The sequence below is a fragment of the Nostoc sp. genome (genome assembly GCF_036916575.1).
GTDB lineage: Bacteria > Cyanobacteriota > Cyanobacteriia > Cyanobacteriales > Nostocaceae > Nostoc.
The window spans coordinates 17,359-39,962 of record NZ_JBALGC010000087.1 but is presented as its reverse complement, the minus strand read 5'-3'; the positions used below and the strand labels follow the sequence as shown (position 1 = coordinate 39,962).

General features: G+C 41.8%; 11 protein-coding genes. 8 read left to right on the top strand and 3 right to left on the bottom strand.

The window, feature by feature from the left end; genetic code table 11:
• Window positions 1–26: 26 nt before the first annotated feature.
• Window positions 27–3,566, bottom strand: coding sequence for an RNA-binding domain-containing protein (locus V7L29_RS18300; protein ID WP_334736385.1), 3,540 nt, complete (start codon window positions 3,564–3,566; stop codon window positions 27–29).
• A gap of 467 nt (window positions 3,567–4,033) precedes the next feature.
• On the opposite strand from V7L29_RS18300, the gene drmD reads away from it, so the two are divergent.
• The 6 genes from drmD (at window position 4,034) to V7L29_RS18270 (ending at window position 14,610) form a co-directional block, all read left to right on the top strand.
• Window positions 4,034–7,180, top strand: a complete 3,147-nt coding sequence (gene drmD, locus V7L29_RS18295) for a DISARM system SNF2-like helicase DrmD (RefSeq protein ID WP_334736384.1) — start codon at window positions 4,034–4,036, stop codon at window positions 7,178–7,180.
• 41 nt (window positions 7,181–7,221) lie between these two features.
• Entirely contained in the window at window positions 7,222–7,704 is a 483-nt protein-coding gene (locus V7L29_RS18290; RefSeq protein ID WP_334736383.1) for a hypothetical protein, read from the top strand.
• A 222-nt stretch (window positions 7,705–7,926) separates the two neighbouring features.
• Complete coding sequence (locus tag V7L29_RS18285) at window positions 7,927–8,922, top strand: IS701 family transposase (RefSeq protein WP_334736382.1); 996 nt, start codon at window positions 7,927–7,929, stop codon at window positions 8,920–8,922.
• Window positions 8,895–9,398 (top strand): hypothetical protein, encoded by a 504-nt coding sequence (locus tag V7L29_RS18280; protein WP_334736381.1) that lies wholly within the window; start codon window positions 8,895–8,897, stop codon window positions 9,396–9,398. Before V7L29_RS18285 ends, V7L29_RS18280 begins: the two co-directional genes overlap by 28 nt.
• Before the next feature lie 95 nt (window positions 9,399–9,493).
• Window positions 9,494–13,636 (top strand): Eco57I restriction-modification methylase domain-containing protein, encoded by a 4,143-nt coding sequence (locus tag V7L29_RS18275; RefSeq protein WP_334736380.1) that lies wholly within the window; start codon window positions 9,494–9,496, stop codon window positions 13,634–13,636.
• Window positions 13,637–13,785: 149 nt separating this feature from the next.
• Window positions 13,786–14,610 (top strand): IS982 family transposase, encoded by an 825-nt coding sequence (locus tag V7L29_RS18270; protein WP_442944213.1) that lies wholly within the window; start codon window positions 13,786–13,788, stop codon window positions 14,608–14,610.
• 156 nt (window positions 14,611–14,766) lie between these two features.
• Here V7L29_RS18270 and V7L29_RS18265 read toward each other — a convergent pair whose 3' ends face one another.
• Window positions 14,767–15,048 (bottom strand): DUF4351 domain-containing protein, encoded by a 282-nt coding sequence (locus V7L29_RS18265; protein ID WP_334736378.1) that lies wholly within the window; start codon window positions 15,046–15,048, stop codon window positions 14,767–14,769.
• Between the two features lie 177 nt (window positions 15,049–15,225).
• Window positions 15,226–16,050, bottom strand: a complete 825-nt coding sequence (locus tag V7L29_RS18260; RefSeq protein ID WP_334736377.1) for an Rpn family recombination-promoting nuclease/putative transposase — start codon at window positions 16,048–16,050, stop codon at window positions 15,226–15,228.
• Window positions 16,051–16,329: 279 nt separating this feature from the next.
• Here V7L29_RS18260 and V7L29_RS18255 point away from each other — a divergent pair, with 279 nt between their 5' ends.
• Together V7L29_RS18255 and drmA are read left to right on the top strand one after the other, a co-directional pair.
• A complete protein-coding gene (locus V7L29_RS18255) occupies window positions 16,330–18,495 on the top strand; it encodes a UvrD-helicase domain-containing protein (protein ID WP_334736376.1) in 2,166 nt (721 codons plus the stop codon).
• A 64-nt stretch (window positions 18,496–18,559) separates the two neighbouring features.
• The gene (gene drmA, locus V7L29_RS18250) at window positions 18,560–22,591 is read left to right on the top strand and encodes a DISARM system helicase DrmA (protein WP_334736375.1); all 4,032 of its coding nucleotides are present in this window, start codon (window positions 18,560–18,562) and stop codon (window positions 22,589–22,591) included.
• The last annotated feature ends 13 nt before the right edge of the window (window positions 22,592–22,604 follow it).

Here is a 22,604-nt window from a genome sequence, read left to right as displayed (position 1 = left end):
AGATCGAGTTAGCCATGCTCACTATTTTACAAAAACCAGGGTGTTGTTTCTAAGATTTGATGCAGTCTAAATACAGAATTATGGCGGAGAAAAGCATCTGTTAAGTAAGCAATATTACCTGCATATTTAATTGTGATTGGTTCTCCACATAATGAGTCGGTTGATGCTAAATTAAGTTTAGTTAAACTGAGAATTTGCACCGCTAGTGCTTTCAGATCGGGTGGTGAATTTGGGGCCTTGTCTGGATGTTCTATCCAAGCATTAATTTCAAGTACCTGCGGTGTACCTAGTACTTTACGGTACAAGTTATACCCTGTTGTCGAAAGATAGATTTGATTAGGAGACGTAATTAAATAGCTACCACGACTTAAACTGCCATCAGTTTCTACACGGCTGTCATAAAGACGAACATTGTGATGCGTATTAATCCAGATAAACGAATAGGTTCCTTTGGGACGAATGCTACGTGCTGCTTTTAAAATCGCTTTACGGTCTTCTCGTGAAAACTTAGCTGAGTAATGAAAATAAATATGCGGAGTTTCTTGAAGATTAAGACGCTCCAAAGTGCGCTTAATTAAAGTTTCAAAGTATTTAGTCCGTTCATCGTAAGTAAATGTTTCTGTATTTCCAGAATAAAATTCCCATCTGCCGTAATTATTAAAGACATTAGCATAACCCATTAAACGTTGCGATCCTTGCCGTTTACTTTGTGTATAAGAAAGACCAACAAAAAAATCGGCATCGGGAAGGGCATCAGGCAAAACCCAAGGCGTAACGCCACATTTAGCTATGATATTTAAGGCTAAGTTTAAGTCTTTCCAATCTGGATTCTTTAAGGTAGGTGTATCAACCATTTGGCAAGGAATGCCATTTTCTAGTAAAAACCGTTTAATTTGGTAATATGGCGACGTTTCATCATCGGATGCGTAACCATCCTCTGGAGTATGGACTAAAAACAGTCGATTAAGCTGTTCGTTACCAACCCAGTCTGGATGTTCTTTTAGCAATCGCTGACACTCACCAAGTGCCAGTTCAATTGTTGGTATAGTAATAATTGAGTTATAAGTAAAACGAGTACTAAATGTACGCTCAGAACCGCGATATTTATATTTACCAATCTTTAAGCGATCAATCAAGCTGACCATATTTGCACGCAAATCAGATATGCAAACAGGTACCAATTCAATAGTTTTTGGTGAGTAGTCAAATGCTCCAAATCTGGTGATACCATCACGAATATCCGTAGATGCTCGTCCCTGATTAAACTCCACACTAGGTTCTGGTAATGTTCTAAATATAAGTCCCGTTCCAAATTTACCCTGATCAGACAAAGGAGTTGGAATTGCTTGAAATCCTACTTTTACTCCATCCACCAACAGTGGAAAGACAGTTTGTAGAAGTTCTTCAGCTACAGCTTGAGTTTTTTCAGCCCGAATGCGTGCAGCATTCGGTTCAAGTGATAGGCTATATTTCTTAATAGCTTGAGGCAAGTCAAAATAAATTTTACGAACACGCAGAATTTGCTGAATTAAGTTTCTAGGAAGGTTAGGAATAATTTTTGTACTAGCAATTTGCTCTTCTTTATCGAAATCAAAAAGATACACGCGGCTCCATTCGGAATCTACAGAGGTAATCCGCCCCATATGCCATCCATTCCACTGGGCTATCGCAACCTTATCAACTAAATCACTTGGTTTTAATAAATTTAATAAAGCTGCAACTGAACTGATATTCTTAACTTGTAACGTGTAATCAATACATAAATAATATTTACCCCAGTAGCGTCGCAATTGAAATTCATAGGCAGGGTAGAATCTTACAAATTTATTTACTTCATTAGGTAAGGGGAGATGAGATTTTTGGCGATGAATCGTTAATCTACCAAATTTAAAACTATCTATGTACCATCCATGACCAACTAAAGCATCTTTAAATGAGGACATTATGCTTCGTTCCAACTGTCTTAAATATTCGTTATTAGACTTTTTCTGCTCTGTAAGCTCAAAGTTTAACAAAAATAAATTGGCAAATTCTGTCACCTTCACGACTGCATCTGCCTGGAGAGCGGCCTCTCGTTCGACTGCTCTGCTAAACAGTGTCACTTGAGTTTGTATAGCAGTCACCCTGTAATCTGGAGCTGGTAGTTCTAACTGAACCATCTCCTTGTACATTCGCTTAGTCCCTTCACTTAATGCTCGAACAAAAGCCTTACCACGCTGGTCTTTCATTTGTTTGAGCCATTCAATTAATTTAGGATTACGTGGTGTTGAAACTAAGACAGTATTATCAAGCGAAAAATGTTCGGGGACATCACCATCTCTCTGAATAATTCTGCCCCCATTACGAACAACAAACGCATCTTTATAGTATTCACATTCAATTGGTACAGTAATTTCATAATCTCGATGGGCAACAGCATTAACAATCGCCTCATCAACCGCAATTTGTGGATATTCTGGCTCGTCTATAAATCCACCAGATGGATTACGTCTAGAATAAGTTTTGAAAAAACCAGACTCTTGAAAAAAGGTACGAATATCTCGAATCTGTTTAGTAATTGAACCAGTAAAGTTACGCTCAAATGTTGGTAATCCTCGCTCATCACCAAAATTGGTTGCGAAACGTAGCAGTCTAATGTATGAGAAAGAAAGGATTCTTTGCGGATTAGTCACAAAAAAAAGATAACCTACTTTGGTAAAGTAGTACCTACCTGAATCATCTTTATCCAAAGCACCTGCATTGTACAGTAATTCTTCGTCACTTAGTTCAGAAATGGCATCATCTGTGTCAAATTGACGAAAAGCTTCTAGCGCCCCTCTGTCCAAATCCTCTGGTCTGTAAGGGCAACAATAAGCTAGCTCACAGTCAATACTTCTCTGATATTGCTGAAGTGATTGCCTCAATTGTTCGAGTTCTGGATTACGTCCAAAACCTCCAAACTCAGTCACACTAATACCGGAATGAATGTTTTTATCAAGCTTTGTTTCTGGTTGGGTAAGATTGAAGGCTTGTTTCTCTTTTTCAATTGCATCTTGTTCCTCACGAGAAGCTTCATAAATTCGCTCTCCATTCCCTAAACGAATCAAAGCAGTATGCGGTGAAAATTCTTTTTTTGGAGTTTTTAGTTGTTTGGATAATCTATGTAAATAGGGGCTAGGAGGAATTGATATAACTAAGAGCTGCTTACCCTCTAACTCAATTGTGTCACAGTGCAAGTCAGGGAGAGGTGGATTACAATAGGAGTTGACTTTTTCTAATACCTGCTTTTGAGTAGGTGTTTCACCCGCAACATCTTTAAGATTGGGAGTGTTATCTGCTTTTAACTTATCATCAGCACCGATTATCAGATAACCATATTGTCCTGCGGTTCCAACGTTTCCGTTAGTTAATGATAGTACATCTTTAACTAGTTCTCCCCATTGCTGCTCTTTAGCATCAGTCCACTTCTGAACTTCAGATGGAACTGTCGGTTTTGGCTCATAAATTTTGTACAGTTCAATTTTGAAATCAAGCTTGGCAGTTTCGCGTGGTTGACTAACTATTTTTCTAAGTTTTTCGGTGTCCATAAGCCGTACTTGAGTTACGCGATCGCCGCTATTTACCGCTATTTACTTTTGAAATAAATAATTGCTAGATACTATACCTATACTGAGTTCGCAAGAACCCAGTCAAAATTTACTGCTGAAGATGTTACAGCCAATTGCTGATGTAGTATAGTGTATTGTCAATTATCCTCAAATACTTAGATTGGTAGTGATAACCGTAATCAAAGGTGGAATTTACTACCTGATTCTTGATTTTTCAAGCAAAACATTTGCGTAGGCGCTGCGCCTACGCAAACTACAAAAATTCCAATGAAATAAAGAATTTATCATACATTTCACAGTTTGAGTTACTGAGTGTGTTCTCACGACAGATGCTTTGCACCACTATCTTGAGAACACATCACTGAGAATTTTGACTGTATAGGAAAAGAGAAGTAACAATAATAACAACACAAACCTGTTTTTGATAATTCCCCATTCCCCAAATCATGGCTATAGTCAGAGCTATCCCAGAACAAGGTCAACTGGTTAACGTTCGCTCCCGGCAATTCGTCGTCACGGATGTGCGTAATACGACTTTACCCACCAACCCAATGTTGAGTGCAGTGGAGAAAACACAGCATTTGGTCAGTCTATCCTCTGTTGAAGATGATGGTTTGGGTGAAGAACTACAAGTAATTTGGGAATTAGAGCCTGGGGCATTAGTTTATGAAAAGATGGAGTTGCCCAAACCTACAGGCTTTGACGCACCCGCGAGGTTAGATGCATTTCTCAATGCTGTGCGTTGGGGAGCAGCATCAACAGCTGATATTCGCACTTTACAATCCCCCTTTCGCAGTGGCATCGATATTGAAGATTATCAGCTTGATCCAGTAGTGCGAGCAATTCAAATGCCTCGCGTTAATTTGCTGATTGCAGATGATGTCGGATTAGGTAAAACCATTGAGGCGGGGTTAGTTGCCCAAGAATTAATTATCCGTCATCGCTGCCGACGCATCTTGATAGTTTGTCCATCTTCACTGCAAATTCAGTGGCGAGACCAAATGCGCGATAAGTTTGGTTTAGATTTCCGCGTCGTGGACAGTACCTTAATGAAGGAACTACGACGGAAGCGGGGAATCCATGTCAACCCTTGGCAGCATTTCCCCAGGTTGATTACTTCAATAGATTTTCTCAAACGCGATCGCCCTCTTCGTCTTCTGCGAGAAATGTTACCAGGTGAAGGGGAACCGATGTATCCCCGGCGGTTTGATTTGCTGATTGTGGATGAAGCACACAATGTTGCTCCCTCTGGCGGTGGAAACTATGCTGTTGATTCTTTGAGGACTGCTGCTATTCGGCTTTTAGTACCGCATTTTGAACACAAACTATTCTTGACAGCGACACCACACAACGGTTACCCCGAAAGTTTTACAGCCCTGTTGGAATTACTTGATAGCCAACGGTTTGCACGGGGGGTATCACCCGATCGCAAGCAGTTACAAGTAATCATGGTTCGCCGTCTCAAATCGGAAATGAAAGGTTGGGATGGTTCTGACTTATTTCCACAGCGCCAGTTAGAAGCTATACCTGTAGACTATCCTGAAGCAGAACGACAAGCACACACCAACCTAAAAAGATATACTGAATTGCGCTGCAAAGGGGTGGCAGATAATACAGAAAAATATGCGACTGAATTTGTCCTCAAGTTGTTAAAAAAACGGTTATTTTCGTCTCCTCAAGCGTTTGCAACTACTTTGGCACAGCATGAAGAATCGCTAAAAAATGCCCGTCGCCGCACTTATAGCAGTTTATCTCGACCGACAGAAGGTATTTTGCGCCGCCAATTGGCACAAATTGAAGAAGATTTTGCAGATGATGAAGTTTATGAAGAATCGACAGATGAGGCAATTACTAATACAACTAGGTTATTTCGAGAACTGAGTACAAAAGAACAGGCTTTGCTGCGACAGATGCGGGAATGGGCAGAGACGACATCGAGAGTATCTGATGCCAAAGCCAAAGAACTACTTAACTGGATTCATACTCACATTAAACCGGATGGTAAATGGTCAAATGAAAGGGTGATAATTTTTACAGAGTATCGAGCTACCCAGAAATGGTTATATAACTTATTTGCCACAGAGGGGTTAGTAGAAGGCGATCGCCTAATGACACTTTACGGCGGGATGAAGTCAGAAGACCGAGAACAGGTAAAAGCGGCGTTTCAAGCATCTCCTGATATATCCCCAGTGCGGATTTTGCTGGCGACGGATGCGGCGAGTGAGGGTTTGGATTTGCAGAATTTTTGTTCGCGCCTTATCCACTATGAAATTCCCTGGAACCCGAACCGGATGGAACAGCGTAACGGTAGAATTGACCGTCATGGGCAAAAAGCCTCCCTAGTGAGGATTTACCACTTTGTTGGCAAAGATTATCAACATAATACAACTGGGCTACGTCCCGGTGAGTTAGAAGGCGATTTAGAATTTCTCATGCGGGCGGCGTTGAAAATCAACAACATCCGCGAAGATTTGGGTAAGGTGGGGCCAGTGATTGCGGCGCAGGTGGAAGAAGCGATGATGGGGTATCGCAGCGTTTTGGATACTTCAGTCGCAGAGAGGGAGTCTGAAGTTGTGCGGCGAATGTTGAAATTTGAGCGCCAGGTGCGGGAGCAAATTGAAAAGCTGCGAGAACAGCTGAATGAGACGCGCCAGCATTTGCGATTGACACCGGATAATATTGAGGCGGTGGTCAAAATTGGTTTGGAATTAGCCCAACAACCACTTTTGATTGCAGGGAAAGTAGAGGGAGTTGCTGAGAAGGTGTTTTACCTACCACCATTAAAAAGCAGTTGGGCAGTTTGCAGCGAAGGTTTAGCCCATCCCCACACCAAAGAAATTCGTCCGATTGTTTTTGACCCGGAATTGGCGCATGGTAGAGATGATGTAGTCTTAGCCCACTTGAATCATCGTTTAGTGCAGATGTGCTTGCGGTTGTTACGCGCTGAAGTTTGGTCAAAGGAAGGTAGAAAAGCTTTGCATCGGGTGACGGCGCGTTTGGTTCCTAATTCGGTTTTGGATACACCTGCGGTTATAGCTTACGGTCGATTGGTGATTTTAGGAAGCGACCAACAACGGTTACATGAGGAAGTAATCATGGCGGGTGGGTTACTTAAAGAAGGAAAATTTAGCCGTTTGGGTGTGATGAAAATTCAAGAAGCTGTTTCAGTGGCTTTACCAGAATTAGCACCAGAAAATCTCACAGAGAAATTAGCCCAGTTATGGGATAGTCACGCATCAGCTTTGATGCAAGCTTTGGAGGCACGGCTTCAAGACCGTAGTAAAAGTTTACAACGAGACTTAGGCGATCGCGCTCAAAAAGAAGCGGCTGATATTACAGCAGTTTTAACGGAATTGCGCCAAAGCATTCTCAATGAACTGGATGAACCTGAGTTTAAGCAGTTGGAATTGTTTAATACCGCAGAGAAGGAACAATTCGAGCGCAATGTCAACAGTCTTAAGGTGAGAGTAGAGCAAATTCCCGCAGAAATTGAGCGCGAAGTGGCTGCAATTCAAGCTAGGTTTGCAAATCCGACACCGCGACTGTTTCCCTTAGCGGTTACTTACTTAATTCCCCAAAAGCTAGCACGGTGAGTATAACTGTAAATATAATTACAAAGTTAACTTGCGGAAATATGGTTAAAACACATTCGTTTGCAATTCTTGCACCTGTTCCAGAAATGCACTTGCTTTCAGCGATGGAGACAATAGCCAACTTAGAGCATGAATTAAGTGATGAAACGGTTAAAACAGCTTTCGGAAGTATGGATTTTGAGCTATTTCGTAAAGTTGATGAGTTGCGGGGAGATAAAAGTGTGGAAGTATTAATTTATGCTTCCCATTCAGATGCAGATCAACCTTTAGACTCAGAAGCATCTTGGCATGGTTTATACATTGGTCATGTCAATTCTCGCAATGGCAGATATCCAGGTAAAGCTCAATTTCGTCCGCCATCTACTGCTACTGATAAGCCGACTTGGGCTAGTTTTTGGGAAGTGCAAGATTTGAAACCATTAACTTCTCCTAGAAAAATTGGCTTTTTGAAAGGTTTAGGTAAAAAGTCTTGTTATAATTCTCGCTTTATTCCTGAAGGGCCATTGTTAATTGAATATCCCTGAGATTTTTTTAACTAGATAAATATTTATTAATAGTTCATCTCAAATTCCTAAGACATAATCTTAAAAAGAATAAAAACATGAGCAAAAATGGACTTATTGTTTTAGTACCTTACAAGACAGGACAAGAATTTTACTCCGAATATGAATATGATTATGAAAATGGAGACGATGAAGAAAATCAGGAGTTACGCAGTTGAACTTCAAATGTAGTAGAAAGAGGGAATGAATCCACCGAAATATACCGCTATTGAATACATCAACTTCTTGATTGCGACGCAAAAAGCATATAGCTGTAGCGAAGCAGAACGTGTTCAACCAACAACAGGAGCGGGGGCGGCGCACGATGCCATCAACCGTTTGCTCCATCGACTTGACCCAGACCCGAATGAGCTTTGGCTTGAGGCAAAGAGCTATGTCAGTTTAGAGCAAGGAATTCTAGTCATCGACGATACGATGCTCGACAAGTGGTATGCCAAGCAGATGGAGTTAGTCAGTCGGCAATGGTCAGGTAAGCATAAGCGGATCATTCAAGGCATCAATCTCACAAGCCTACTGTGGTCGGATGGGGATAAACACATCCCCTGCGACTATCGACTTTATGAGAAGGTGGTGGACGGGGCGACCAAAAATGACCATTTTCGAGCAATGCTTACAACGGCAAAGGAGAGAGGCTTCAACCCCAGGTGCGTGGCCTTTGATAGTTGGTTTAGTGCCTTAACCAATTTGAAGTTGATTGCCAGCTATGGCTGGATCTGGCTGACTCGACTTAAACGCAATCGGTTGGTAAATTCCGACCGAACAGGAAATCGACCGATTGGTGAGGTAGCAATCGCTGACTCTGGAACAGTGGTTCATCTCAAAGGTTATGGGTTCATCCGAGTATTCAAGATTGTTGCCCCAGACGGTGACATTGACTACTGGGCAACCAATGATTTGACGATGAGTCCCCTGCAACGTCAGCAATGGTCGGAGTTTGAGTGGTCGCTCGAGGAATACCACCGAGGTCTAAAGCAGTGCTGTGGGGTTGAAAAAGCTCAAGTGCGTTCTGCTCGCGCTCAACGCAATCACATTGGCTTGGCTCTTCGAGCGTTTTTGCGCTTGGAGATGCATTGGTTTAATACTGGTATCAGTTGGTATGAGTCTACAGTCAGCATTGTTCGTCAGGCTGTGCGCTCCTACTTAGCAGATCCTTGGCTAACTCTTCCACCAACTGCGTAAGTCCTGAAAATGAAGATTTTTTAGAAACGAATAAAGACGATGAAGATTTTTTAAAAGCAGATGAAGATGAGAATTTAGCTTATCTTCCTGTTTATGTTGAAACAGAAGATCGGGATTTAGCTTTAATGGCTGTTGCTTACGAAGCTTGTCAATACAGATACGTAACTTTCTCATCATCAATTGCAACAGCACAAGAATGGGAAGATAGAGGTTATCCAGGAAATGTAGAAAAACCGGGAGTGGATTTACCTGCTAGCAATGAAGCTTTTGAAATCCCTGAACCGGGAGATTGTTTTTGTTGCGCTAGTATGGAAGACTACGAAGTTATCACACCAGAAGAAATGATAAAAAGATTAAAAATATCAAAAGCAAATTATATTCTTGTGTATTTAGAAGATGATGATGACTTATGGGAAAGTTTCAATGATTGGTGTGTTAATTTTTTGAATTATTTTATTTTCTTACCTAAACAATAAATCTCTATTAGCTAAATTTTAACTTTCAAAACTTAACCCAATTCCCAATCCCCAATCCCCAATCCCCAATCCCCCATTCCCCATTCCCAATTCCCATGTCTACAGCCCGTCACCACGCCGAATGGTTATCGCTAGTTGAAGCTTCTGGCCCCTTTCTCAGTCTACCTGTACTCCTCAAAGTATTTCCTAATGGCTTAGATGCCCACGATCCAGAACACTTAAAGCTGTTAAGATTAGCATACGAAGAATGGCAAGATAATCAATTAGGGGCAAAACCTGAACCAGCAATTCATCGGGCGTGGGTAGATTTTGTGCTGCGGCAGACTTTAGAATTGCCGGATGAAGTTTTATTAACAGGTCAGCGCATCCCCACGGGGCTGGCTGCCACAATTGCTGAACAGGGTGAAACTTTGCGTCCCGACTGGGTGGTAGTTGAACCGGATGGGAACAAACCTCGCTTATTAGTGCAAATTGTATCGCCTGAGCAGAATTTAGAAAAACCCCTCAAAGACCGCCGTTGGAAAGCAAGTCCAGCGACGCGGATGATGGAGTTGCTGCACGCTTGTAATGTGCGGTTGGGATTGGTGACGAATGGAGAACATTGGCTGCTGGTAAACGCCCCACGCGGGGAAACGACTGGTTTTATTTCCTGGTATGGGGCGCTGTGGCTGGAAGAACACATCACACTGCGGGCATTTCGGAGTTTGCTGGGTGTACAGCGCTTTTTTGGGGTAGATGACTCGGAAAGCTTGGAGGCTTTGCTGCAAGCAAGTGTTACCGAACAGCAAGAAGTTACCGACCAACTTGGCTATCAAGTCCGCAAGGCGGTGGAGGTGTTGGTAGAGGCGTTAGACCACATCGACCAAGATAGAAACCGCACTCTCCTTCAAGGTATTTCTGAAACAGACCTTTACGAAGCTGCGTTGACGGTGATGATGCGGCTGGTGTTTTTGTTTTCGGCGGAAGAACGGGGTTTGTTGCTACTGGGCGATCCCCTTTACGACCAGTATTATGCTGTTTCCACTCTGCGAGAACAGTTGCAGCAACGGGCTGATAAAGAAGGTGAGGAAGTATTAGAACGGCGTTATGATGCTTGGTGTCGGCTGTTGGCGACATTTCGGGCAGTTTATGGCGGTGTTCAGCATGATACTTTGCAGCTTCCCGCCTATGGTGGTAGTTTATTTGACCCTGACAGGTTCCCATTTTTAGAAGGTCGAATGTCGGGGACACGCTGGGAAGAAATTTCTGCTGACCCGATTCCAGTGAATAACCGGATTGTGCTGCACCTACTAGAAGCTTTACAAATATTACAAGTAAAGGTGGCTGGTACTGTAGAACCACGTAGGCTATCCTTTCGGGCGTTGGATATTGAACAAATTGGTCATGTTTATGAAGGTTTACTCGACCATACAGCAGTAAGGGCAACTGCGCCTGTTTTGGGGTTGATAGGAACGCGGTATCAGGAACCGGAAGTTTCTTTGGAGAGGTTGGAGGGAATTGGGGATGGGGAATTGGGAATGGGGAATGGGGGATTGGTTAGGTTTTTGAAAGGGGAAACGGGGCGATCGCAGTCTGCTTTGCAGAAGGCTTTAAAGCAAGAGTTGACGGCGTATGAGGAACAACGTTTGTTGACGGCGTGTAATAATGACCGGGAATTATTTAACCGCGTCTTGCCTTTTGCTGGGTTAGTAAGATTAGATACTTTAGGTTATCCGGTGGTGATTCCCACCGGAAGCGTGTATGTGACGCAGGGAAGCGATCGCCGGGAGACGGGGACACACTACACGCCGCGCAGTTTGACGGAAGAAATTGTGCAGTACACTTTGGAACCGTTGGTGTATGAGGGTGTGGCTGAGGGGAAGCCGAAGGAACAGTGGAAACTCAAGTCAGCAGCAGAATTATTAAAGTTGAAAATCTGCGATATGGCGATGGGTTCGGGGGCGTTTTTGGTGCAGACTTGTCGCTATTTGGCGGAACGGTTGGTGGAAGCGTGGGAAAATGCGGAAAAGGCGAATCCGGGGAAGGTGGTGACAGCACCGGAGGGAACTTTATCTAAGTCGCGTCCAGAGGAGTGTGTAATTCCCAAGGATGCGGATGAACGGTTGATGGTGGCGCGGCGGATAATTGCGGACAGGTGTTTGTATGGGGTGGATAAAAACCGCTTGGCGGTGGAAATGGCAAAGTTATCGCTGTGGTTGATAACGTTGCAAAAGAATCGTCCGTTTACCTTTGTGGATCATGCCCTGAAGTGTGGGGATTCGCTGATTGGGGTGAGTTTGGAACAGTTGCGTTATTGGAATTTAGACACAACTGGCACACCGGAGTTATTTGCTGAGGAGATTCGGCGGGAAGTTGATAAGGTGATTGAGTTACGGCGAGAGATTGCATCGCTTCCGGTGTTGACAAGGGAAGACCAAAATCGCAAGGTGTATTTGTTAGCGCAAGCGAATGCGAGAAGTTTTGATTTACGCAGAGGTTGCGATTTATTGGTTGGGAGTTATTTTAATGATTGGTCGGAGAAGGAAAGGGAAGGTTTAAGGAAGACTTTGTTAACTACTTTTCGGGATGGTGCAGATATTCCTGATGGGATGGGTAAGGCTTTACCTGATTTTGAAAAGTTGCGTCCGTTTCATTGGGAGTTAGAATTTCCAGAGGTGTTTGTAGTGAGCGATTTATCGCTTAATAATGATAAGGGTAGCAAGAAAAGCAGTAAAATGTTTACTACAAACGAAAATCAAAAGTTAGGATTTAATGCGATTGTCGGAAATCCGCCGTTTATGGGTGGACAAAAAATTACAGGTGCATTGGGTACAGCTTATCGAGATTTTTTAGTTCAATGGATTGCTCATGATAAACGCGGTAGTGCTGATCTTTGTGCTTATTTTTTCTTACGCGCCAAGCAGTTATTAAATGTAAATGGTGGGTTTGGATTAATTGCTACGAATACGATAGCACAAGGTGATACGCGAGAAGTAGGATTAGACCAATTAGTTGCTGATGGTGGTGTAATTACTCGTGCAGTACCTAGTAGAAAATGGCCAGGTATTGCAAGTTTAGAAGTTGCTTATGTTTGGTTACGACAAGGTAATTGGTTAGGTACTTTTATTTTAGATGAAAAGTCTGTTGAAAGAATTACGAATTTTCTGAAAACGCCAGGTAAAGCAGTAGGTAAACTTTACCAGTTAGCAGCTAATCGAGGTAAATCTTTTCAAGGTTCGATTGTGCTTGGTATGGGTTTTGTGTTGACTCCAGAGGAAGCGCAAGTACTAATTGAAAAAGACAAAAAAAATAAAGATGTTCTATTTCCTTATTTAAATGGTGAAGATTTGAATTCTCGTCCTGACCAATCACCGAGTCGTTGGGTGATAAATTTTAAGGATTATCCTTTGGGTGCTGAACATGATGATAAAGAAAATCCTAAAGGTAAACCTTATGCTAGTAACTATCCAGATTGTTTAGTCATTCTTGAAGAGAAGGTTAAGCCGGAAAGAGATAAAAACAATCGCAAAGAAAGACGTGAAAGATGGTGGCAATATGCTGAAAGATGTCCTGCACTTTATAATGCGATCGCAAATATAAGACAAGTGTTAATCAGAGCAAGAATTGCTAATATGCATTCAGTAACTTATGTATCTAATGGATGGGTTTACAACGAAAAGGTAGTAGTGTTTTCAGGTTGCTCTTTAACAATTCTTCAATCAAATATTCATGAATGTTGGGCGCGTGAATATAGTTCGAGTCTGAGAACTGATATGCAGTATACCCCTTCAGACTGCTTTGAAACCTTCTCCTTCCCCATATCAACCGCAAACCTAGAAGAAATAGGCGATCGCTACTACAACCATCGTCAAAATATCATGCAAACACGCCAAGAAGGATTAACCAAAACCTACAACCGCTTCCACAATCCCGACGAAACCGCCGCCGATATTCAACAATTGCGCGAATTGCACATAGAGATGGATAATGCTGTAGCTGCTGCTTACGGTTGGCAAGATTTAGAATTATCTCATGGTTTCCACCAAACTAAACAAGGCTTACGCTTCACCATCAGCGAAACTGCACGGCGAGAAGTGCTAGATAGATTATTAGAATTAAATCACCAACGCTATGCTGAAGAGGTAGCACAGGGTTTACATGATAAAGGTAACAAAAAAAGTAAATCTGGAGGTAAGAAAAAGGCGCAAGCGGAATCTAAAAAGCAAGATAATGATAATGGGCAGATGAGTTTATTTTAGGGAATTGGGAATTGGGAATTGGGAATTGGGAATCAGAGGATAAACTAATAACCCAAGTTGCTAGTTATGCGATCGCCAGGGCTTCGGGCTGGTATATGGGGTCAGTATCCATCATAAAATCCCCTCCAGGAACAAAAACGGAGGGGAAGATGTTAAACGAAATAATTACTGTTTATGCTATCACTGATGACTTATTGAAAGCGATTGGACATTATGAAGATGCTCGCAGAGAGATGAGTGATGCAGAAATTATGACAACGGCTCTGATTGCGGCAATGTTTTTCAGTGGTAATCAGAGCGAGGCTTGCAACTATATGAAAGACCATAATCTGATTCCTAAAATGTTGGAAAAATCACGTTTTAATCGGCGATTACACGGTATCTCGATGCTGATGAATGATTTATTTCATCAAATAGGGATGATACTAAAAGAGAGTAGTAATTGTACTGAGGATCTATTAGATTCATTCCCTGTAGCAATGTGCGACAACATCCGTATTTTCAATATCAAGTTAATCACTTCAGCTGATTACAGGGGTTATATTGCCTCAAAAAAACGCTATTTTTATGGAGTTAGAGTTCAGTTATTAACGACTAAAAGTGGCATCCCTGTTGAGTTTATATTCTTGCCTGGTAATGCGAATGATGTCCGGGCGCTAAATGCATTGCCGTTAAATTTATTCCCAGGGAGTGAAGTTTATGGTGATTCCGCATACACTGATTACACTGCGGAAGATGATCTCTTCGAGACGAGTCAAATCGCGTTGAAAGTGATGAGGAAAAAGAACTCTAAGCGTCAAGACGAGCCTTGGAATCAATACGTGAAACAATCAACTCGTCATTACGTTGAGACTGTGTTTAGCGCGATTACAAGTCTATTTCCCAAATCGATTCATGCAGTCACGTATGAGGGGTTTCTACTGAAGCTAGAAGCATTTATTTTTGCATTTACCCTAAAACAAGCATTTCTCTAGCAAGAAATTATTAATACCTTAACCCGATCTAGTACACTGCTCGTGATCATTGGGTCGAAATCGCGGTAGTGCTACGCGCCACCGCGAATTTGTCATTAGCGATCGCACTAATTTCCGGATGAAAAACACCCGGATTTTGATAACCCGCAACTTGGGTTAATAATTATTTACTACCTTTTTTATAAAGCGATTTTCCCAATCTTTTTCATGTTCATATTCGTCTAACCAAACCTCTAAATCAATTGCGTCTGTAAATTCAATAAAAGCTATTGCAAATCCTTCTAACTGTTGAAGATTCAATCTGCGAATGCGTTCAGAAATTCCAGGCGCTTCTTCCTCAAGTTCACTAATATCACAAAAACGACTACGAACTAAACAATTAAACAAATGGTACGCACCTGGATATAAAATATCTTTATCATTTACTGACTCTTGCATAAAATCCTCACTCCATAATTGATCGGATATTAATATAGTACATTTCTACTATAAAATAAATAGCCTATTGTTGTAAAAATATTAAGTAATTTAGATTTACTTTAATTTATATGAATACGGATTATATAAAAAGTCGGAGTTTTTAACTCCGACTTTATAGTTTATCAACACCTGAAATTAATTTCTTTCTTGTTCATTTAACCAAGCTACTAAATCAGATACTTCTGAAAAGTCTAGTAATGCTTCTGCTAAATCATCTAGCTTTTCAACAGATAGCACTCTAATTCTATCAATCAATGATGAATCTATTTCACCAAACCGTCTATTAAGCTGGCGTATAATTGTACGTTCTTCACCTTGCTTATCTCCTTTCTGCAAAATATCCTGATAAATTACAGATTCTTGCATAATTTCCTCTCCTAAAAATTGCTGAATTAAATCCTTCTTAAACTTCAAACCTGCTAATATTTCTGTGTAAGCTGCGATATTTTGCCGAGTTTCCCTATCTGAGATTCTAGCAACACTCTGGGCAACTTGCGATAATAACCTTTGGGGTGAATCTGTCTGTGTTAAAGGTGCTAACGGTAATAATGCAGGATTATCTAGAAATAATGCCGAATCTTGTTCCCACATTCTCACAACACGATAGCGGTGATGTGTCATTTCATTTACATATTCTTCAGTAAAAGCAATTTCGTTACTTGTCTCTTGTAAGAAAATTACTACTTGCGTTATTGGAACATCATACTGTCGCACTAACCTGACAAAGTAATCCAACATTCGTAAAGGAATGGGAGTTTCAGATTTTGCTCTTGTTTGAAATTCCAAATGCAAAATACGATTCTCTGTTTGTAAAAAAGTGACAGAATCGGCTCGAATTGGTTCGATGCTTAATTCAGTTTTTAATACTTTGATTTGTCGCGGTTCATGAGGGAGCAACCACCGGGCAAAATCCGTTGGATATTTCTCTGCTAATATTTTACAAACATTATCAAAAGACACTAATCACACCCAAATTTAATCCAATACAATTTTATAATTTTCTGGCTAATAAATAAAAGTTTTATAATAATAAATTACTATAGTTATCAACTAAATATTACATTTAAAAAATGAGTAAAAGTTTAACTTGCTGGCATTTAAATCATTTGCAGAAAGCAGATAAAAGGTTTTTTATCCCATTACCCATTACCAATTTCCCATTCCTCGTTGAAGATTGAGTATAATTTTTAATAGTATTTAAACACACTTATATTTTCTACGTATAGATACTTATCCATAATGACCTTCGAGATTATCCATAAACCTACCTTCACTAACCAACTCTTGGCTATTCCTAAAGAGTACGTAGTGCAAATTTTAGAAAAAATCGAAGTATTGCGCGATGATCCCAAACCCCACGGTAATTTAAAGAAGAAATTACATGGCTACAAGGGTGATGTGTATCGCTTGCGTTCAGGGGACTATCGCATAATTTATACTTTTGGTGATCAATGGGTAATCTTGCTGGGTGTAGATGCCCGTAAAGATGTATACAAAGGCGATAAGCTAGTTGCTGAAACAACTGATATCGATATCAGCACTCTCCCAGATGTAGAAGCATTGCTGGCTGTAAAACCAACTTATACCCCAAGCTTGGTTTTGCCTGATACCTCCAACACAGAAAGCCCGCTACCCGTGGAAATTACCGAAGATTTACTTCACAGGTTGCGACTACCGGAAGAATATTGGACAACATTAACTGCGTGTCGGACATTAGATGATTTAATGGCAGTCAACTTACCAGGTAAGTGGTGCGATCGCATTTTTGATTGTATCGCTGAACCCAATTTTGACCAAGTTCTGAACCAACCCAGCTTTGTTACGGGTAGCACTGATGATTTATTGCGCTTCACTGAAGGTGAGTTGCTGGGATTTTTACTCAAACTCAATCCCGAACAAGAAAAGTTCGTCAGTTGGGCAATCAACGCTTCTGGCCCTACACTGCTAAAAGGTGGCCCCGGAACGGGAAAAAGTACTGTTGCACTTTACCGTGTTCGTGCGTTGGTAGAAATCCTCCAAGCCAACGGAATCGAAAAACCTAAAATCCTATTTACAACCTATACAAATGCACTGGTTGCGTTTTCTCAACAACTTTTAGCAAGTCTCTTGGGCGAAGATATACAGTATGTTAATGTCAAAACTGCCGATGCAATAATTGCGTCAGTCATTTCCCAAAGTACCGGAAAACCCAATATTGCTTCTGGTGATGTCCTGCGAAAAACCATCAAGCAAGCGCTAATCTACGTAATTGATTCTCTAGAAGGCAACCTACTACAACGTCAAGCGCAAGAACAAACGTTAAAACGTCTGAGTATTGATTATCTCATTGATGAAATTGCTACAGTTATCGAAGCACGCGAAATCAAAACTCTCGAAGCATATCAAGCAACGCCACGAAGCGGTAGGGCAATTTCCCTTAACAAAACGCAACGTCAAGCAATCTGGCACTTGCGTCAACAATTTTACCAGCTGCTAGAAAAACAAGAACTCGAAACTTGGCAGCAAGTCCGTACCCGTGCCTTGGAAACATTACGGCAGATGGATAACCCGCCGATTTATGATGCAGTGGTAATTGACGAAGCCCAAGATTTAGACCCCAATACTTTACGTATTTTGACTCAAGTCTGCCGTCACCCTAACCGCCTGTTCATTACCGCCGATGCCAATCAATCCATATATGGTAGTAGCTTTCGATGGAGTGACGTTAGCCAAGACTTGAAATTTGTCGGACGCACAGGAGTACTGCGCGTTAATCACCGCACCACCCGCGAAATTAACGAAGCTGCAATATCTTACTTGGCAAGTTCGATTTTAGATGATGAGGGAATGGGGAATTGGGAATTGGGAATTGGGAATGGGGAATTGGGAATCGGAGAAATTTCCCGTTCTCCAACTAGAGACTATATCCACAATGGCCCACCACCGGCTGTCCGTACCGTAAATAATCCAGGAGATGAAGCAGAACTACTGGTACGATTTTGCAAAAGTGCTGCCCGTGAATTTCGGTTGGGTATTAACGCTTGTGCCGTAATTGTGCCGACAGAAAGTGCTGGTACAAAAATAGCTGGTCAACTTTCATACTTAGGTTTAGAAGCGCATTTCATGTCTAGCAAAGACTTGGACTTAAATAAACAAGGTGTTAAAGTTATTACGCTTAAAGCTGCGAAGGGGTTAGAATTTCCCATTGTAGCGATCGCAGGATTTTTGGATGCAACCTATCCAACAATTCCCAAAGGTACACCGGAGGATGAAATTACAGAAATTTTAGCACGCGATCGCCGTACTCTATTTGTTGGTATGACTCGCGCTATGCGGGCATTGTTGGTTATTGTTCCTGCAAGCAACTCTTCTCTCCTTTTGGAAAAATTTGATTTTCAATTGTGGAATCTTGGGAATAGGGAATAGGGAATGGGGGATGGGGAATGGAATGATTATTAATATTTAGTGGGTTATTACTTTTATCAGCAATATGGAAATTATTAAGCTTCCTTCTGTACTTCCAGGTGAATTAGATTTACTAAATATCAATAAACAACTTCGGGAACATCAAATTCAGCTTGATTGGAGTGCGGTTGTGTCTGCACCAGAGTCTCAGCTTGTGGTTTTGCTGGACGGAATTGATCAAGTAGAAGATGCTGATTGGTTAATAAATGGAGATATTGCAGAGAAGATTGCTACTGATATCATCAATTTCTTTAACAAGCAGAAACCTAAAGCTAAAAAATCGCGTTCTAAGAAAAAGCCGCTAGAAGCTAAAGTAACTCCTCAACTTTGGGAACAGAGGAAACTATTAGAAACGCAATTTATACCTTCAACAAACGAAGGTCAATTATTAGAAGAGAAAATTATACTTGCGATTGATCCGCTTATTGAGGAAAAGCTAGAAGTAAAAGCAGATGAAACTAGTAAAATTCTGGAATCGCAGTTACCCACACCTTATAAAATCCGTGATGAATTAGAAAAAGCAGTATTGGCAGATTTACTTGGGCCTGCGGGTGGTGAGGAAGAAGAAGTAGATGAGGATAGTGTAAGCGATCGCTATCTTGTAGGGTTACTCGCACCGCAACAACGCCGCATCAGTGCTGAGACTGTAAATAAATCGGTTGTGGCTGACGAAGTGCAAGACGAATTATTTAGAGAAGTTGACTATCAACAACCAGAACTTCTTGATGAATTGGCTGTAGTTGGTAAAGGTACTGTCGAGGAAGGCACTACTGAGGTTAGTGTACCACCGGCTGAAACGATGTTTCCCTCATCTTTTGGTATGACTTTTTGCGTTAGTGGTGCAGCCAAAGTATTGCAAATTAATGCAGGTTGGGGACAATATAAACGCACTAAAAGCGAAACTATTACCAAAAAAGATGATACACCAAAAATGGTGTGGAAGCGCCAACAAATTCTAGGAAATTCACCTCCCATTCCTCTAATTGAGGGAGAAATTACTAAATGGACGGTGCATTCAGAATATCCCCAAGTGCAAGTACAAGGCAAAATTCGCCAACAAAGTAACGGGGATTGGATTGTTAGCTTGTTTTTAATTAATGGGCAAAAAGAACCCGCCAAGTTACGTGATGAAGCGTGGTTATTTCAACCAGAATTAAGCGTACAATCAGCAGATTTCCAACATCTTGATATTTTTCTCAAGCGACACAAACCGCGTCAGGCTGGTAAGCTTGACCCGGTAATTTATGCTGAAGAAAAAGCAATGGCAATGCTTTATCGCAAACAGGTAGAGTTCGCCATTGGTCATGGGGTAAGCGTCCACGCCGAAACAGCACAAAATACTAAAGAATGTGCTGTTAAATTATCTACCAACGTTGTACCTGTCTACGAAGTTCCCAAAACCTCTCCACCTCAAGCAGATGAAATCCCTGAATTAGCGGGATTGGTTTTGGATATGAAGGAATTGGGGGAGACTGCAACCCCAGATTTAACCAGTAAACTAAATCCCCTGGTTACAGCTTACACAGTCTGGATTCAACAACAAGCACAACGCATCTGTGACCCTAATGAAGGATTAGCAGATTATCAAGATGTTGCCCAAGAAGCGATTAAAAATTGCGATCGCACTCTTCAACGCATTCAGTCAGGTTTAACGCTGCTGCAAACCAACCCTGAAGCAGCCGAAGCTTTCCGATTTATGAATCAAGCCATGCACTTGCAGCGTGTTCATTCTATTTCCTCAGAACAAGTACGCCAAGGTAAAACGCCTGAACCAGAAGACGAAATCCCTAATCCGACCTGGTTTCCCTTTCAATTAGCGTTTATTTTGCTGAATTTACCCAGCATAACCGACTTACACCATTGCGATCGTAGTCACGAAACCGATGCTATTGCAGACTTACTCTGGTTCCCCACTGGTGGTGGTAAAACCGAAGCTTACCTGGGATTAACCGCCTACACCATCGGCTTGCGGAGGTTACAAGGGGTAATTGCGGGGCGTTCTGGAGAATATGGCGTTGCAGTCCTTATGCGCTACACCCTACGCCTGCTTACGCTACAACAATTTCAACGCGCCACTGCCTTAATTTGTGCTTGCGAATCTATTCGTCGAGACAACCCAGCCAAATGGGGAAACGAACCATTCCGTATTGGGTTGTGGGTAGGTCAGCGCACTACCCCCAACCACACCGACCAAAGCGAAGAATTTTGCAAACAAGCGCGAGGGCAGTACCAGCAAAGTGCTAGCGGTTCCCCTCACCAACTCACAAATTGCCCGTGGTGTGGTTCTAAAATCGACCCAGGTAAAAACATTGAAGTCGAATCTTTTAGTAAAGGTCGTGCCCGTACTCTAATTTACTGCGGCGACTCTTTGGGGCGTTGTCTGTTTAGTAAAAAACAATCTTCAACCGAAGGTTTACCCATCCTTGTAGTTGATGAAGAAATCTACCGTCGTTTACCCACGCTGTTGATTGCTACCGTAGATAAATTTGCCCAAATGCCTTGGAAAGGGGAAATTCAAATGCTATTTGGGCAAGTAGATGGTTACTGTGAACGGCATGGTTTTCGGACATCAGATATTGAAGATACTAATTCCCATAAAAAAACTGCGTATTTACCCGGTGCTAAAACAATTCACAGCAACCCTTTACGTCCACCTGACTTAATCATCCAAGATGAGTTGCACTTGATTAGCGGCCCCCTCGGTACGTTAGTAGGACTTTATGAAACCGCAGTAGACCAACTCTCCTCTTGGGAAGTGGATGGTAAAAAGGTTCGCCCCAAAGTCATAGCTTCTACTGCAACAATACGTCAAGCAGAAACTCAGATGCATAACCTATTTCTGCGGAAAGTACAAGTGTTTCCACCGCAAGGCTTGGATGTAGGGGATAATTTCTTCTCACGCCAGCGAGAACCAAATGAGACTAATCCAGGGCGGCGCTATGTCGGTATTTGTGCCACAGGGCGACGGCTAAAAGCTGCATTAATTCGAGTTTATGTTGCTATTCTTGCTGCTTCTCAAGACCTGTATGAAAACAAACAATACGGAAATCGTGCTGACCCCTGGATGACGTTGGTCGGTTACTTCAACTCAATGCGGGAATTAGGGGGTATGCGACGCTTAGTGGATGATGATATTCGCATCCGCCTTGCGAAAATGGATAGCCGGGGACTAGCAAAACGTCTGCGGATTAACTTGGAGGAACTTACATCCCGTAAGGATTCTACAGATATTCCCGTAGTTTTAGATAGGCTAGAAACATCCTTCGATCCAGTCCGAGAAGCACAAATCAAAGCCAAACGCAAAGCTGGGGAAAAAGTCGATCAGCTTGAACCACTGGATGTTTTACTTGCTACTAATATGATTTCCGTGGGTGTAGACGTGAAACGCTTGGGTGTGATGGCTGTTACAGGTCAACCAAAAAATACTGCCGAGTATATTCAAGCTACCAGCCGTGTCGGGCGGACATTCCCTGGTATCGTATTTACAGTTTATAATTGGGCGCGTCCTAGAGATTTATCCCACTACGAAAGATTTGAGCATTACCACGCTACATTTTATCAACACGTAGAAGCGCTATCTTTAACTCCCTTTGCGCCCCGTGCGATTGACAGGGGTTTAGCCGCGTTGTTTATATCCCTTGTGCGGTTGGCGGGTAGAGAATTTAACGGTAACAACCAAGCAGGACGAATTGAACGCAACCATCCTTATATACAATCTGCCATTAATACAATTTGCGATCGCGCTAATTTAGTTGCGGGTACAGAAGCTCAAAAACTCGTTAAACAAGCACTGGAAGCCAAATTAGATATCTGGTTGAGTAAAGCACAAAACTTGATTGGAGGCGGTACTCTCAAATATCAGACAGACAAGCGTGATGGTTTAACCATTGAACTATTAGAATCAGCAGGTCAAGGAATTTGGCAAGAATTTACTTGTTTGAACTCCCTGCGAAACGTCGAACCGACAGTAGGGTTAATTTTTCAAGATCAAGTACCCGATGATGACTTTAGTCGCTTACCTCAACCAATGAAAGAAGAGGTAATGGGTAATGGGTAAACTTTCAATTACC